The 13,897-nt window shown below is 71.6% G+C and carries 13 protein-coding genes and 2 tRNA genes; 11 read left to right on the top strand and 4 right to left on the bottom strand.

Annotated elements, in window-relative coordinates; genetic code table 11:
* The first annotated feature begins 6 nt into the window (after positions 1-6).
* The 3 genes from ACIPK3_RS29165 (at position 7) to ACIPK3_RS29155 (ending at position 3,081) form a co-directional block, all read left to right on the top strand.
* Positions 7-516 (top strand): hypothetical protein, encoded by a 510-nt coding sequence (locus ACIPK3_RS29165; RefSeq protein WP_402574421.1) that lies wholly within the window; start codon positions 7-9, stop codon positions 514-516.
* 259 nt (positions 517-775) lie between these two features.
* Positions 776-2,914 (top strand): DEAD/DEAH box helicase, encoded by a 2,139-nt coding sequence (locus ACIPK3_RS29160; protein WP_402574419.1) that lies wholly within the window; start codon positions 776-778, stop codon positions 2,912-2,914.
* A 94-nt stretch (positions 2,915-3,008) separates the two neighbouring features.
* Positions 3,009-3,081 (top strand) — tRNA-Lys (locus tag ACIPK3_RS29155).
* 309 nt (positions 3,082-3,390) lie between these two features.
* Here the strand turns inward: ACIPK3_RS29155 and ACIPK3_RS29150 are convergent.
* The gene (locus tag ACIPK3_RS29150; RefSeq protein ID WP_402574417.1) at positions 3,391-4,296 is read right to left on the bottom strand and encodes an NADP-dependent oxidoreductase; all 906 of its coding nucleotides are present in this window, start codon (positions 4,294-4,296) and stop codon (positions 3,391-3,393) included.
* Positions 4,297-4,337: 41 nt separating this feature from the next.
* Positions 4,338-5,408 (bottom strand): alkene reductase, encoded by a 1,071-nt coding sequence (locus ACIPK3_RS29145; protein WP_402574416.1) that lies wholly within the window; start codon positions 5,406-5,408, stop codon positions 4,338-4,340.
* 201 nt (positions 5,409-5,609) lie between these two features.
* Here ACIPK3_RS29145 and ACIPK3_RS29140 point away from each other — a divergent pair, with 201 nt between their 5' ends.
* The 6 genes from ACIPK3_RS29140 (at position 5,610) to ACIPK3_RS29115 (ending at position 11,180) form a co-directional block, all read left to right on the top strand.
* Positions 5,610-6,140, top strand: a complete 531-nt coding sequence (locus ACIPK3_RS29140; protein WP_402574414.1) for a MarR family winged helix-turn-helix transcriptional regulator — start codon at positions 5,610-5,612, stop codon at positions 6,138-6,140.
* Positions 6,141-6,307: 167 nt separating this feature from the next.
* Entirely contained in the window at positions 6,308-6,529 is a 222-nt protein-coding gene (locus ACIPK3_RS29135; protein ID WP_402574412.1) for a hypothetical protein, read from the top strand.
* Positions 6,530-7,104: 575 nt separating this feature from the next.
* Complete coding sequence (locus tag ACIPK3_RS29130; protein ID WP_402574411.1) at positions 7,105-7,569, top strand: hypothetical protein; 465 nt, start codon at positions 7,105-7,107, stop codon at positions 7,567-7,569.
* Positions 7,570-7,577: 8 nt separating this feature from the next.
* Positions 7,578-9,224, top strand: a complete 1,647-nt coding sequence (locus tag ACIPK3_RS29125) for a hypothetical protein (protein ID WP_402574409.1) — start codon at positions 7,578-7,580, stop codon at positions 9,222-9,224.
* A 37-nt stretch (positions 9,225-9,261) separates the two neighbouring features.
* Positions 9,262-9,987, top strand: a complete 726-nt coding sequence (locus ACIPK3_RS29120) for an ABC transporter ATP-binding protein (RefSeq protein WP_402574408.1) — start codon at positions 9,262-9,264, stop codon at positions 9,985-9,987.
* The gene (locus tag ACIPK3_RS29115; protein ID WP_402574407.1) at positions 9,984-11,180 is read left to right on the top strand and encodes an FtsX-like permease family protein; all 1,197 of its coding nucleotides are present in this window, start codon (positions 9,984-9,986) and stop codon (positions 11,178-11,180) included. Before ACIPK3_RS29120 ends, ACIPK3_RS29115 begins: the two co-directional genes overlap by 4 nt.
* A gap of 19 nt (positions 11,181-11,199) precedes the next feature.
* Here ACIPK3_RS29115 and ribA read toward each other — a convergent pair whose 3' ends face one another.
* On the bottom strand, positions 11,200-11,853 hold the full coding sequence (gene ribA / locus ACIPK3_RS29110) for a GTP cyclohydrolase II (RefSeq protein WP_402574405.1): 654 nt from the start codon (positions 11,851-11,853) through the stop codon (positions 11,200-11,202).
* A gap of 93 nt (positions 11,854-11,946) precedes the next feature.
* The gene (locus ACIPK3_RS29105) at positions 11,947-12,456 is read right to left on the bottom strand and encodes a MarR family winged helix-turn-helix transcriptional regulator (protein ID WP_402574403.1); all 510 of its coding nucleotides are present in this window, start codon (positions 12,454-12,456) and stop codon (positions 11,947-11,949) included.
* A 47-nt stretch (positions 12,457-12,503) separates the two neighbouring features.
* Between ACIPK3_RS29105 and ACIPK3_RS29100 the strand changes: the two genes are divergently transcribed.
* On the top strand, positions 12,504-13,634 hold the full coding sequence (locus tag ACIPK3_RS29100) for a dihydrofolate reductase family protein (RefSeq protein WP_402574402.1): 1,131 nt from the start codon (positions 12,504-12,506) through the stop codon (positions 13,632-13,634).
* A gap of 60 nt (positions 13,635-13,694) precedes the next feature.
* Positions 13,695-13,768: transfer RNA gene (locus tag ACIPK3_RS29095), tRNA-Met, on the top strand.
* Positions 13,769-13,897: the final 129 nt, after the last annotated feature.

Raw genomic sequence — 13,897 nt, 5'->3', positions numbered from 1 at the left:
GCTGCCGTGCGCCCCTTGTACGTACCTGTCCGTCTGGCCGCCTCGATGCTGGCCGTGGCGGCCGCCGCCGGCTGTGTGAACGTGGGTGAGGACGGCGGCCGGGCCACCCCCACGCATTCGACGGGACGGCATGGCGGTGCGGCACCCGACGCCGGGTCGGGGGGCTCGCAGGGCGGTGTCGGCCACCGGGGGAAGCCGGGTGACGGCAAGCACGGTCACGGCGGGAAGAAGAAACCGAGCCGGTCCGCGTCGGCATCGGCCGAGCCGTCCAGGGCGGGCAGCACCGCCACGGCCCCGGCCGGGCCGGGGAACAGCCAGAAACCGGTGGACCCGGCGCCGCCCCAGGAGGATCCGGCTCCGACCTCGGCGCCGCCGGTGCCGGACCCGCCCGTGACGTCCGCACCGCCGCCCGTGACGGACCCGCCACCGGCCGAGCCCTCGTCGTCGGCGCACGAGGAGACCGGGCCGCAGCTGGTGCAGCGGGAACCGGCCCCGGAGGCGGGGCTGCCGGTGTAGGCACGGAGACCGTGACGGCGAGAGACGACGAACGTGACGGGCGAACGTGACGGGCGTCTCCCGGGCCGAGTTTGCGCTGGGGGCCGGTGGGTGCGTATGGTGGTAGATCGTTTGATCCCATTTGCCCGGCGCCAACGCAGAGCGCGCCGTGTGGCGCGTTCTCTCCCTTGCCGTGGCTGACCGCATAGAGGCGGTCGTATTGCGAAACACGGAGTTGACGGGCGCGTGCCGAACAGACTCCGGAAGGTTTCGCATTCGCATGTCCGTTTCCAGCACTGATCACATCGTCGTGTCCGAGGACGAGTTCCCGGACCGCGAGTCGGCCCACGACACGTCGGCCGAGATCACCGAGTCGGCCGACACCGCCGACGCCGCTGACATCGACACCCCTGAAATCACGTTCGCCGACCTCGGGCTGCCCGAGGGCGTGGTGCGCAAGCTCGCGCAGAACGGCGTGACCGTCCCGTTCCCGATCCAGGCCGCGACCATCCCGGACGCCCTGCTCGGCAAGGACATCCTCGGCCGTGGCCGCACCGGCTCCGGCAAGACCCTCTCCTTCGGCCTGCCGACCCTGGCCATGCTGGCCGGCGGCCGCACCGAGAAGAAGCGCCCGCGCGCCGTCATCCTCACGCCGACCCGTGAGCTGGCCATGCAGGTGGCGGACGCCCTCCAGCCCTACGGCGACGTCCTCGGCCTGAAGATGAAGGTCGTCTGCGGCGGTACGTCGATGGGCAACCAGATCTACGCCCTGGAGCGCGGCGTCGACATCCTCGTCGCGACCCCGGGCCGACTGCGCGACATCATCAACCGCGGCGCCTGCTCCCTGGAGGACGTGCGGATCGCCGTCCTGGACGAGGCCGACCAGATGTCCGACCTGGGCTTCATGCCCGAGGTCACCGAGCTGCTCGACCAGGTTCCGTCGGGCGGCCAGCGGATGCTGTTCTCCGCGACCATGGAGAACGAGATCAAGACCCTCGTCGACCGCTACCTCACCTCGCCGGTCTCGCACGAGGTGGACGCGGCGCAGGGCGCGGTCACGACGATGTCCCACCACATCCTGATCGTGAAGCCCAAGGACAAGGCGCCGGTCACTGCCGCGATCGCCTCCCGCAAGGGCCGCACCATCATCTTCGTCCGCACCCAGCTGGGCGCCGACCGTGTCGCCGAGCAGCTGCGCGACGCGGGCGTGAAGGCCGACGCGCTGCACGGCGGCATGACCCAGGGCGCGCGCACCCGCACCCTGGCCGACTTCAAGGACGGCTACGTCAACGTCCTGGTCGCCACCGACGTCGCCGCGCGCGGTATCCACGTCGACGGCATCGACCTGGTCCTGAACGTGGACCCGGCGGGCGACCACAAGGACTACCTGCACCGCGCCGGCCGTACGGCCCGCGCCGGCCGCACCGGCACGGTCGTCTCGCTCTCCCTCCCGCACCAGCGCCGCCAGATCTTCCGGCTGATGGAGGACGCGGGCGTCGACGCCGGGCGTCACATCATCCAGGGCGGCGCCGCCTTCGACCCGGAGGTCGCCGAGATCACCGGTGCCCGGTCGATGACCGAGGTCCAGGCGGAGTCCGCCGGGAACGCGGCTCAGCAGGCCGAGCGTGAGGTCTCCCACCTCACCAAGGAGCTGGAGCGTGCGCAGCGCCGTGCGTCCGAGCTGCGCGAGGAGGCCGACCGGCTGGTGGCCCGCGTCGCGCGTGAGCGTGGCGAGGACCCGGAGGCCGCGGTGGCCGAGGCCCAGGCGGCGGCCGTACTTGAGGCCTCCGTGCCCGAGCAGCCGGCCGCCCAGGACGTGGACCGCGCCGAGCGCCCGGCGGCGCAGGCACCGTACGAGCGGCGCGAGCGCCGTGACGACCGCAACTTCGAGCGTCGTGACGACCGTGGCGGGCGGGGCTTCGAGCGCCGTGACGACCGTGGTGGCCGTGGCTTCGAGCGTCGTGACGACCGTCGCGACGACCGCCGCCCCTTCGACCGCGACCGTGACCGCGACCGCGGTGGCCGCAACTTCGAGCGTCGTGACGACCGTGGCGGGCGGGGCTTCGAGCGTCGTGACGACCGTGGTGGCCGTGGCTTCGAGCGTCGTGACGACCGTCGCGACGACCGCCGCCCCTTCGACCGCGACCGTGACCGCGACCGCGGTGGCCGCAACTTCGAGGACCGTGACCGCGGCAGCCGTAACTTCGAGCGTCGTGACGACCGCCCCGGCTTCCGCCGTGACGACCGCGCCGCCGGACACCGTGGCAGCGACCGCCCGTTCAACCGCGACCGTCGCGACGACCGCCCCGGCTTCCGCTCCGGCGGCCACGACCGCCCGCACGCCCGCCGCGACGACCACCGTGGCACCGGCTCGTTCGGCCGCCGTGACGACAAGCCGCGCTGGAAGCGCAACGGCTGACACCATGTGATCTGACGCCCGACTCGGCCGTGTCCCGGATACCCGATCGGAGACACGGCCCGGTCGGGCTATGCTCGGGTAGGCAACATCGCCTGGGCCCTTAGCTCAATTGGCAGAGCAGTGGACTTTTAATCCATTGGTTGTGGGTTCGAGTCCCACAGGGCCTACGGCTGCGGGGGAGGGGCTGTCCCCTCTGACCTGCTACGCGGCGCCCGGGTCGGCTTCGGCTGACCCGGGCGCCGCCTTGTTTTCGGAGCCGGAGCAGGCCGAAGCAGGCCGCCTCAGACGAACGGCGCCCGCGCCGGCAGCTCGCCGACCGCGATGCGGTCGTACATGTACTGCCGGCGCGGGCGCCGTCCGGAGAATCAGTGGGTCACTCAGGCACTGTGCCGGCCGGGGAAGTTGGTGATGAGCCGGCCGCGGCCCCGGGGCCGCCGCGTCCACTTCCTGCGGGCGCGGCGGCGGAACGGGGGAGGTCAGGGCAGCAGGACGGCCTTGCCCCGGTTGCGGTGGGCTTCCAGGTCGGCGTGCGCGGTGGCGGCCTGTTCGAGCGGGTAGGTCCGCCAGACGGGCAGGGTGAGCATGCCGGCGGCGGCCAACCGGACCAGCTGCGGCAGGGAGTCCTCGGCCTGGTCGTCACCACCGGCACTGAAACGGACGCCGTGCTGCGCGGCCGACATGTCGGCGATGGTGATGACGTGCGCGCTCTCGCCGGTCAGGGCGACGGAGTCGGCGAGTACACCGGCGCCGGAGGCGTCGAAGACGGAGTCGACCCCCTGCGGCGCCGCGCTCTTCACCCGCTGCACCCAGCCGTCGCCGTAGCGGACGGTGGTGGCTCCGAGCGCGGTGATCCGCTCGTCGTCGTGCTCGCCGGCCGTCGCGACGACGGTGATGCCGCGGGCGACGGCCAGCTGCACCGCGACGGTGCCCACGCTGCCGCCGGCCCCGTGGACGAGCAGGGTCTGCCCCTCGCGCACACCCAGCTGTCCGAGGACGCGGAACGCGGTCCGGGCCACCGTCACCAGCGATGCGGCGACCTCCCACGACAGCGCCGCGGGCTTGTCGACCGGCCGCTCCAGCAGCGCGTACTCGCTGTAGCCGCCGCCCACGGTGGCGCCGAGGACCTCGTCGCCCACGGCCGCGTCGGCTCCCTCGCCGACGGCGTCGACGACACCGGCCGCGTCCAGGCCGGGGATCACGGGGAAGCGGGCGGGGACGGCGGCGGCCATCAGGCCGGAGCGGATCTTCATGTCGAGGGGATTCACGGAGGCGGCTCGGACCCGGATCCGGACCTGGCCCGGTCCGGGCTCCGGCGGGGTGACCTCCGACAGCCGGAGCACCTCGGGCGTGCCGTATTCGGAGAAGGTGATCGCTTTGGACATCAGGAACTCCCAGGTAGGGGCCGCGTCGACGGGGTTGCCGCTCAGGCGGTGAGGGTGGGGTAGTCGGTGTAGCCGCGGTGGTCGCCGCCGTAGAAGGTGGACTGGTCCGGGGCGTTGAACGGGCCGCCGACCGCCAGACGCCGGGGCAGGTCGGGGTTGGCGAGGAACAGCGCCCCGTAGGCCACCATGTCCGCGCTTCCGTCCTCGATCAGCCCGAGCGCGTCCGGGCCGGTGACCTCGGGGTGGGTGAACGGGTTGAGGACGAACGTGCCGGGCCACTCCTTGCGCAGCTGCGAGGTCAGCGCGGAGTCAGGGCCCTCCATGAGGTGCAGATAGGCGAGATCGAGAACGGCGAGCCGCTCCAGCAGTGCCCCGTAGACCTCGCCCGGGTTGTCCTCGACGATGTCGTTGAACCGGTTCCCGGGCGAGATCCGCAGACCGACCCGCTGGGCGCCGATCGCCTCGGTCACGGCCGTGACGACCTCGACGGCGAAGCGGATCCGGCCCTCGGTGGTGCCGCCCCAGGCGTCGGTGCGGTGGTTGGTGTTGTCCGCGAGGAACTGGTGGACCAGATAGCCGTTGGCGCCGTGGATCTCCACCCCGTCGAACCCGGCCTCGACGGCGTTGCGTGCCGCGGTCGTGAAGTCGGCGACGGTCTGCCGGATCTCCGCCTCGCTCAGCTCCTTCGGCGTGACGAATCCGAGCGGCCCCTGGTGGGTGTAGACCCGGCCCTGGGCGGCCACGGCCGACGGGCCCACCGGCGTCAGGCCGTCGGGCAGCAGGCTCGGGTGACCGATCCGGCCGGTGTGCATCAGCTGCGCGAAGATCACCCCTCCCTCGCGGTGCACGGCGTCGGTCACGGTCCGCCAGGCCCGCACCTGACCCGGCGTGTGCAGGCCGGGGGTGTCGGGGTAGCCCTGGCCGACGGCCGAGGGCTGGATGCCCTCGGTGACGACCAGACCGGCGCCGGCTCGCTGCGCGTAGTACGTCGCCATCAGCTCCGTCGGCTCCGCGCCCGGGCCGTAGGCACGGCTGCGGGTCATCGGTGCCATCACGACGCGGTTCGCGAGGCGGGTGCCGCCGAGGACGATCGGATCGAATGCGGTGGTCATGGAGGTCCTCCTTCTTTACTGTCTGAACAAGTAAATCACTTGTCCGGACAGTAAACGCCATCGATCCGCTCGCCGAGCTCAAAAGTGAAGCAAGTAACACGGGCGCAGCTGGCCCTGCGCGCCACTGGACAGGTGGGGCGACCACGGGGGACCTCGGCGGAAGGTAGAGTCCTCCTGCTCAAACAGGAAAGTGGGGAAGAGATGGCCGAGTCCATGCCTGAAGCCGGGCCGGGTCCCGAGCTGACGGAACAGGAAGCCACCGTGCCGGTCCCCGGCGCGGCCGGCAGCGGACCGATCAGTCACGCGATCTTCCGGCTGGCCCGCCTGCATCGCATGTTCGCGGGGCAGCTACTACGCCGCATCGGCCTGCACCCGGGCCAGGAGCTGGTCATGATGCACCTCTGGGAACTCGGCCCCCAGCGCCAGATCGACCTGGTGCGCCTGCTGGACTCCGACGCCGCCACGATGACCCGCACCGTCCGCCGCCTCGAACAGGCCGGTTTCGTCCGCCGCCGCCCCTCGCCCACCGACCGGCGCGCCTCGCTCATCGAACCGACGGCGGCCAGCCACGCCCTGCGCCGGGAGGTGGAGCGGGTCTGGAGCCAACTCGAGGACATCTCGACCACCGGCCTCTCGGACGGCGAGTGCGCCGACGCTCTCGCCACCCTGGAACGCCTGGAGCAGAACCTCGTACGAGCCGCCGCCCGGTCCGCGGAGCCGGACGCCCAGTAGCGGGGCATTCCGTCGAACGTGCAGGTCCCCCCGCTGGACAATCACACGAACAGCTGGAAAGCGGGGCCCTTCGACGTGGGTGATCGCGGTCCTGGGCAGGCATATGTCGCACAACGAAAGCGTGACGGCCGCCGCGAGAGGCGACACGCAGGCGCATACTGGTGCTAATGACGAAGCCAGCCGCGCCGAAGCGCTATTTGCCCACCAGCCCCTTCAAGGCCCCGGTCGCGCCGCCCCGCAAGCATTTCGCGGTGGGCGACCAGGTCACCCACGACATGTACGGCCTGGGCCGAGTGATCGGCATCGAGGATGGAATCGCAGCGCTTGTCGATTTCGGTTCGGTGCGAGAGCGGATCCTGAGCCCGTACTCCAAGATGAGCAAGCTGTAGAACCACGGTGCCCGGTTACGGCACGACGGCTCTCCTCATGGCCCTGTAACGAATGGAAGACCTCTCATCGACCTGACCTCACCGTTCTCCGCTCCGGAAGGGATGCCGCGCCACGCCGCCGCGGTATCGCCGCCTCCGACGACGAACCCCTTCCAGGCCCCCGACTTCGGGGAGAACGCGACCTTCCCGATCGAGGATGCGCAGTCATCCGCCCCGGACCCGGGCACCGATCGCCGCAAGGCAAGCTAGCTCCGAGCAGCACACCGCTTCGGCAGCCGCTTCGAAGGACCCCAGCTCACCGCAGACCGAGCCGGGGTCCTTTTGCGTGCGCGTGATGTCCCGCTGAAGAGTGAATGGGGTCGACTCCCCAGTGGCCGGATCGAGTCTGCCGACTTTCCGTGGAGAGTCGGTTCGCGTGGCGGCCCAACGTTCCGCCACCTGTCGCCGGTGTGCCCGTCGGCTGTGCGTGCGTCGGATTTCGGCCACTCGCCGGAATTACCCTGACATGCGGTGTCTGACACCTTGTCGCCAGCGGCGAGCTGTGGACGCGCGCCATGAACACGGGGAAAGAGCGAGTGAAGAGGACTCTGCTGACCAGCGGGCTTGTCGTGGTTCTGCTGACCGGGACGGCTGCTCCGGCGACGGCCCTGTCCGACACCGGATCGACGCCGCTGCCCGGCACGGGCGCGACGGTCCAGGTCAACGCCTGGCAGTGCAACGCCTACGCCGACAAGTGCTCCTTCAAGACGTCCACCAAGGCCATGAAGGGTGGCGCGAAATACAAGGTCAGCAAGATCACCAATGTGGCGACCGTGAAGGCCAGCGGCTGGCAGGCCACGCTCTCCCTGAGCCCGAGCGGTACGTACGTGAGTGAGAACACCCGCCAGGTCAGCTGGACCAACGAGAACACCTGGATCGCCGACATCAGCGGAATCGCCGATCCCGGCGGCTCGCTCAACACGAGCATCATCACCTGTTCCGACGGCGGTGCCTTCAAGTCCGGTGTCAAGGCGTTCGCTTCTGCCTGCGCGAACGACTGACGATCCGCATGAGGAACAGCTTCCTCCAGGAGGGCGCGGGGCGGCGCGGCCGTATGCTCGCCCTCGCCGCGGCGGCCGTCGCCACAGCGGCCCTGGGCGTCTCGATGGTCGGCGGCGGGACGGTGGACCGGCCAGCCCCGCCCGGTGGTGGCCTGGCCGAGCAGCTCGGAGCCCTACGCGGGGCGAATGATCTCGTACGGGCGGGGCGGGCGGATGTGGGGCGGGATCCCGCGCTGTATCCGACCGCGTACGGGCGCCGGGAGGCCGCACTGCCCACAGGCCACCGGCCCGGCGAGCCGGTACCCGGGATCCGTCCGGATGCCCTGGCGGATCTCGTCCGTTCCGAGATCCTGGATACCCCAGCCTGGCGGGCGCACTACGTGTGCCTGGCGCTGGCGGGACCCGAGGAGCCAGAGGGACCCGATGCGGCCGGCGCGGCCGGTGCGGCCACGATCCTGGAACGGGCCGGTATCCGCCGCGAGGCGGAGAGCGAGGCGCTCGCGTATCTGCGCGCACCGGACAAAGAGGATGACGCCCTCACCTCGCTCGCCACGCGAGCCGCCTTTTTGCAGGTCTTGACGTGCCTGGGCCACGCCGACGAGATGCCCCGCACCGCCTTGGCCCGTCTCGTGGCCGACACCGCGCGCACAGCCGAACCCCTCCCGGTCCTCTACGCCGTCGAGGCGTTGCGAGCGGTCGGGGTGCGGGCCCCTGCCACGCGGGCCCTGAGGGGCTCCGATGAGCTCATGACGGCCGGCTGCGGTGGGTCCGACCCGATCCAGCGGGCGGCGTCGGCCCTGCTGCGCGGGCAGTTGACGCGGCAGACGCGGGCCTGTCTGCTGCCCTCCCTGCGGGACTCCGACACCCAGACGCGCTGGGTGGTCCGGCGTGCGCTCACCATCGGCGCCGCCCGGTCGTCGGAGGCGCTGCCCGCCCCGGTGGGGAGCATCCGGCCCGACGGTCTGGTCGCCAAGTCCCCGGCCCAGCTGGGCACGCTCACCGCCACCTACAACGCCGCGCGGGCCCTTACCGCCGCTGCCCAGCAGAAGCACGCGCCGGACTGGCTGAAGAAGCGCCTGAAGCAGCTCGGTTCGGATCCGGGACTCGATCCCTCCGACCGGGCCCTGCTCGCCATGACGTGCCACCGGCTGACTCTGGCCTGCGGACCGCAGGCCGACAAGAGCGCCAAGGAGGCGGCCGGGCTGAAGGTACCGGGCCGCCTCACGACGGAGAACCAGCATGGCTGGTACGGCGCCATGGCAGCGCGTGCCGAGTTCGGCCTGGGCTGTCCGCGCACCTCCGTCGAGCTACCCGAAGGGAAAGGGGAGGTCGACAGGCTCTCTTCCCGCTCTCTGCGTATCGCGGTGGTCCTCGCCGACGCGGGGTGTGAGGCGCAGGCGAAACAGCTCACCAGGGGAGTCGATCTCGTGGCACGGGCCCGCCAGGCGCTGCGGACAGGGGACCTGCTGACCGCCTCCGATCTCGTGCAGGCCGCCCTCGCCTGTGACCGGGACGTTCCGCAGTCGTTGTGGGACGAGATTCCCGGCCTGCTGAAGCGCTATCGCGACGCGAGCCACCCGGACCTGTACGCCCCCTCACCGGGCGGTGCCGCCTCCGCGGATGCCACCAGAGCCGCCTACTACCTGCTCGCCTGAATCGCTCCGGCCCTTACCGCGGAAGGACCCCCGCCCCATGAACACCGCCTCCCCGCCCGCCGTCGTGGCCGAGGGCCTGGCCTTCGGTTACGCCTCCGGCGATGGCCTGACCTGCGCGGACCTCACCCTCGAAGCGGGTGAGACGGCCGCCGTCGAGGGACCTTCGGGCTCGGGCAAGAGCACGCTGCTGGCCGTACTCGGGCTGATCCTTTCGCCGACCGCCGGTTCCCTGAGCATCGTGGGCGTGGACACCCGCTCCCTGTCCCAGGCCGAGCGGGACCAGCTGCGCCGACGCTCCATCGGCATCGTCCTGCAGGACCTGGGCCTGCTGGCCTTCCTCAACGCCTGGGAGAACGTCGCCGCCGCCTTCGGCCCCCGTCTCGCCCGCCACCGCACCGCGGCCCGTGACCTGCTCGGGGCCCTCGGCATGGGCGACCTTGCCGACCGCCCGGTGACCGAACTCTCCGGAGGTCAGCGGCAACGGATCGCCGTGGCCCGCGCTGCGGTGAAGCAGCCGGTGCTCGTCCTGGCCGACGAGCCGACCTCCGGCCTCGACCCGAGGACCGCGGACTCCGTGCTGAAATCCCTGCGCGCCTGTGCCGAACAGGGCGCGGCCGTACTGCTCGTCACCCACGACCCCACGGTCGCCGGGGCCTGCGACCGGCGCCATGTGCTCGACGGGGGAGTGCTGTCCGCCACCGCCAGGGAGAACGCCGGTGGGCCAGGTAACGCGGGCAACCCCGGTAAGGAGAAGCTGGGATGAGCCGCTGGAGCCTCTACACCTGGCGGCGCGACGGACGTTCCTTGCGCAGGGCCCTGCCCACCCTCACCGTTCTGGCCGCGCTGCTGACCACCTCCGCCGGTGCGGCGGCCGGTGCCGCCGGGGCCGTCGAGCGGGACGTCCTGGGCTCGGGCGGGCTCACCCAGATCGAGCTCTCCTCGTTCGAGGGCGACGCGTCGGTCCGTCCGCTGACCACCTCGGCGCTGCGGGACGCGGCGCATGTGCCGGGTGTCCGGCGGGTGGTCGCCGACTACTCCTCGGTGCTGTACGCCGAGGAGGACGGGACGTACGACCTGACCAGCCGCACTCTGACACCGGGCGACGAACTGCCCGTCACCGGGGGCGGGATCCCCGCGCGGCTCGGGCCGGGCGAGGTCGTGGTCCCCGCGGCCGCGCAGGGCACCGACTTCGCCCCGCTGCTCGGCCGGACCGTCGCCTTCGGGTACACCAGGGCGACCGGGGGCGCGTCCGGTACCACCGCCGTGATCAAGTTGAAGATCGTCGCCCTGTACGACCCGGCGTGGCAGGTCGACGGACCGGGGGTCGCCTATCTCTCGGAGGACACCGCCGCGTTGCTCGCCGCGGCACGTGCCGGCCAGGACCCCGGGGTCTTCCGGGACAGAGAGGGCGCGCAGTCCGCTGTCGTAGTGGTCGGGCACCAGCGGCAGGTGGCCGCCGTCACCAGGTCACTGCAGGCCGCCGGGTTCTCGGCGTCTCCGGTCTCCGACCGGGTCCGCAACCTTCCCGGTCTGTTCGGTGTGGCGGATCTCGCCATGCGCGCGGGGGTTCTCGTTCTGGCCCTGGCCGCCATCGGGCTCGGTGCCGTCCGGGCCGCGGACAGCGCGCGTGCACGGCTCGGTCAGTTCGCCGTCCTGCGGATTCTGGGGTCCGGCCGTCCCGAGCTGCGCCGGATCCTGCTCGGTGAGGCCGTTCTCTCCGGTGGTGTGGCGGGTGTGGTCGGTGCGGTCGTCGGCACCGGTCTCTCGGTGCTTCTGGCCGGTCCGCTCAGCGCCGTGCTCGGGCTGCCGATCGGCCTCACGGACGCCCTGCCCGGGCCTGCCTGGGCGGCTGCGGCGGTTGTGCTGCCCGCGCTCGGTCTGGCGGTCGGCACCCTGCTCGGCAGCCGTGAAGTCCTGCGCAGCGACCCCTACCTCACGGCACGGGCGCACGGCTGAGCCGCGGCTGCCGGCCGGCTCAGCCCGCGTTCCGCTCCGTCAGTTCCGCCATTTCCGTGAGCTCGCCCAGTGGCAGCGTGTGCTGTGTCTGGAGGACCTTTGCGCGGAGGTAGCGGACGTTGTGGGGGGTGGTGAAGACGCCGGTCGGGACGCGGTCGCGTACGGAGACGCCGAGGGTGCGGAGTTGTTCCGCCTTGTCGGGGTTGTTGGAGAGGAGGTCCAGTTCCGCGATGCCGAGGGCGTGGAGCATCTGGGCGGCGGCGGTGTAGTCGCGGGCGTCCTCGGGGAGGCCGAGGGCGGCGTTGGCCTCGTAGGTGTCCAGGCCCTGGTCCTGGAGGGCGTAGGCGTCCAGCTTGTTGTAGAGGCCGATGCCGCGGCCCTCCTGGCGGAGGTAGAGCAGGACGCCGCCGTGCTCGGCGATGCGTTCCACGGCTTCGCGGAGCTGGGGGCCGCAGTCGCAGCGGGCCGAGCCGAGGACGTCTCCGGTCAGGCACTCGGAGTGCAGCCGGACCAGTGGGACGGGCCCGGGGTCGCCGAGGACGATGGCGAGGTGTTCCTGGCCGTCCGTCAGTCCGTGGAAGGTGACGAGGTCGGCGTCGACGCGGTAACCGTCGTGGAAGCGCAGCGGTACCCGGACGCGGGCGCGCGGCGTGGCGGCGGGGGTGTCGGGCATGCGGGGTCTCCGGGGTCCAGGAGTTTCAGATTTGAAGCAGTTCCAGTGGATGCCGGGAACCCTACCTCTGCTTTAAATTTGAAGCAACGGAGATCAGGGCTTCGGTGAGCGCCGCCGCCACGGCACGTCGTCCTGGGCGCTCCGCGCGTCGTCCGCCTGGAGGGCGTCGGCGATCCCGCCGAAGATCTCCTCCAGCTGCCGTACCTGCTCGGGGGTGAGGCGGTCGAACAGGGCGGCGCGTACGGTCGCCACATGGCCCGGTGCCGCGCGCTCCAGGACGGCCATCCCCTGCTCGGTGAGGACCGCGATGCTGCCCCGCTTGTCCGACGGGCATCCCTCGCGCCGCACGAGGCCGTCCTTCTCCAGCCGGCCCACGGCGTATGTCAGCCGGCTCCGGGTGATCTTCGACTGCTCGGCGAGTTCGGTCATGCGCAGTCCGCCCTCCGGTGCCTCGGAGAGGTTGGCCAGGATGGAGTAGTACAGGTGTGGCATGCCGGTGTCCTGCTGGAGGTTCCGGTCGATGGTGTCCTCCAGCAGCAGACTGCCGGCGATGTACGCGCGCCAGGCGCGTTGTTCCTCGGGGGTGAGCCAGCGGGTCGTCATGTCGCCAGTGTAAGTTTGTTTCAAACTTGAACCAAGGAGGGTGCTCGATGTCGTACCCGTACGTCCTGCTGTCCGCCGCCGTCTCCCTCGACGGCTACCTGGACGACACCGGCCCCGAGCGGCTCCTGCTGTCCTCCCCGGCCGACTTCGACCGGGTCGACGAGGTACGGGCGTCGGTCGACGCCATCCTGATCGGCGCCGGCACCGTTCGCGCCGACAACCCGCGGCTCCTCGTCTACTCGCCCGAGCGGCGCTCCGCCCGGGTGGCCGCGGGCCGGGCCGAGTACCCGCTCAAGGTCACCGTCAGCGCCTCCGGCGAACTCGACCCGAACGCGAAGTTCTGGCACACCGGCGGCGAGAAGGTCCTCTACACGACGGACAAGGGTGCCGACCGGGCACGGGAACTCGCTCTCGCCACCGACGTCGTTCCGCTCGGAGCCGATCTCGACTGGCGGGCGCTGCTCACCCACCTGTCCGAGGAGCGCGGGGTGCGGCGGCTGATGGTCGAGGGCGGCGGCACCATTCACACCCAGCTGCTCCGTGCGGGCCTCGCCGACGAACTCCAGCTGGTGCTCGCCCCGCTGCTCGTGGGGGAACCGGCGGCGCCCCGGCTGTTCGGGCCCGGCGGCTACCAGGGCGGCCGGCTCCGGCTCGTGGAGACCCGCCGTATCGAGGACGTCGTCCTCATGCGGTACGAGCCGACCGCGCCCGGCGCCGGGCGGTCCGTCACCGCGGCCGACCGGCACTGGACGCGGATCGCCTGCGAGCTGGCCGCACTGTGCCCGCCCTCGGACACGGCGTTCAGTGTGGGCGCGGTCGTGGTGGCCGCGGACGGGACCGAACTGGCCCGGGGCCACTCGCGGGAGGGCGGAGACCCGCACGCGCACGCCGAGGAGGCGGCGCTCGCCAAGATCGACCCCGCCGATCCGAGGCTGGCGGCCGCCACCGTGTACTCCAGCCTGGAGCCCTGCGCCCGGCGGTCGTCCCGGCCCGCTCCCTGCGCGCGGCTGATCCTCGCGGCGGGAGTACGGCGCGTGGTCACGGCCTGGCGCGAGCCGGACACGTTCGTGACGGATGCCGACGGGAGCGGGCTGCTGGCGGGCGAGGGCGTGGACGTGGTCGTGCTGCCCGAGTACGCGGAGGCGGCCCAGGAGCCGAACCGGCACCTGCTCGGATAAGCCCTGGATAAACCCGTGTGCTCGGCACTCCGAACATGGCGTATGCTTGAGGAACAACGACGCGGGGTGGAGCAGCTCGGTAGCTCGCTGGGCTCATAACCCAGAGGTCGCAGGTTCAAATCCTGTCCCCGCTACTGAAGGCTCAGGGCCGGAATCCATTGAATGGGTTCCGGCCCTGAGTGTTTCCCGGGGTCCGACAGTTTCCGGCTTCCGGGGTGGGATAGCTCGCCCGGTTTTAACCGGTCCTGACCCCTAACTTCCGT

This window comes from Streptomyces sp. NPDC086787 (assembly GCF_044745865.1).
Lineage (GTDB): Bacteria > Actinomycetota > Actinomycetes > Streptomycetales > Streptomycetaceae > Streptomyces.
This window is presented reverse-complemented; position numbering and strand designations above follow the sequence as displayed.

Coding starts and splice junctions, on each gene's coding strand:
- ACIPK3_RS29160 (WP_402574419.1), top strand. CDS start 776: ATGTCCGTTTCCAGCACTGATCACATCGTCGTGTCCGAGGACGAGTTC.
- ACIPK3_RS29150 (WP_402574417.1), bottom strand. CDS start 4,296: ATGTCCAAAGCGATCACCTTCTCCGAATACGGCACGCCCGAGGTGCTC.
- ACIPK3_RS29145 (WP_402574416.1), bottom strand. CDS start 5,408: ATGACCACCGCATTCGATCCGATCGTCCTCGGCGGCACCCGCCTCGCG.
- ACIPK3_RS29140 (WP_402574414.1), top strand. CDS start 5,610: ATGGCCGAGTCCATGCCTGAAGCCGGGCCGGGTCCCGAGCTGACGGAA.
- ACIPK3_RS29135 (WP_402574412.1), top strand. CDS start 6,308: ATGACGAAGCCAGCCGCGCCGAAGCGCTATTTGCCCACCAGCCCCTTC.
- ACIPK3_RS29125 (WP_402574409.1), top strand. CDS start 7,578: ATGAGGAACAGCTTCCTCCAGGAGGGCGCGGGGCGGCGCGGCCGTATG.
- ACIPK3_RS29120 (WP_402574408.1), top strand. CDS start 9,262: ATGAACACCGCCTCCCCGCCCGCCGTCGTGGCCGAGGGCCTGGCCTTC.
- ACIPK3_RS29115 (WP_402574407.1), top strand. CDS start 9,984: ATGAGCCGCTGGAGCCTCTACACCTGGCGGCGCGACGGACGTTCCTTG.
- ribA (WP_402574405.1), bottom strand. CDS start 11,853: ATGCCCGACACCCCCGCCGCCACGCCGCGCGCCCGCGTCCGGGTACCG.
- ACIPK3_RS29105 (WP_402574403.1), bottom strand. CDS start 12,456: ATGACGACCCGCTGGCTCACCCCCGAGGAACAACGCGCCTGGCGCGCG.
- ACIPK3_RS29100 (WP_402574402.1), top strand. CDS start 12,504: ATGTCGTACCCGTACGTCCTGCTGTCCGCCGCCGTCTCCCTCGACGGC.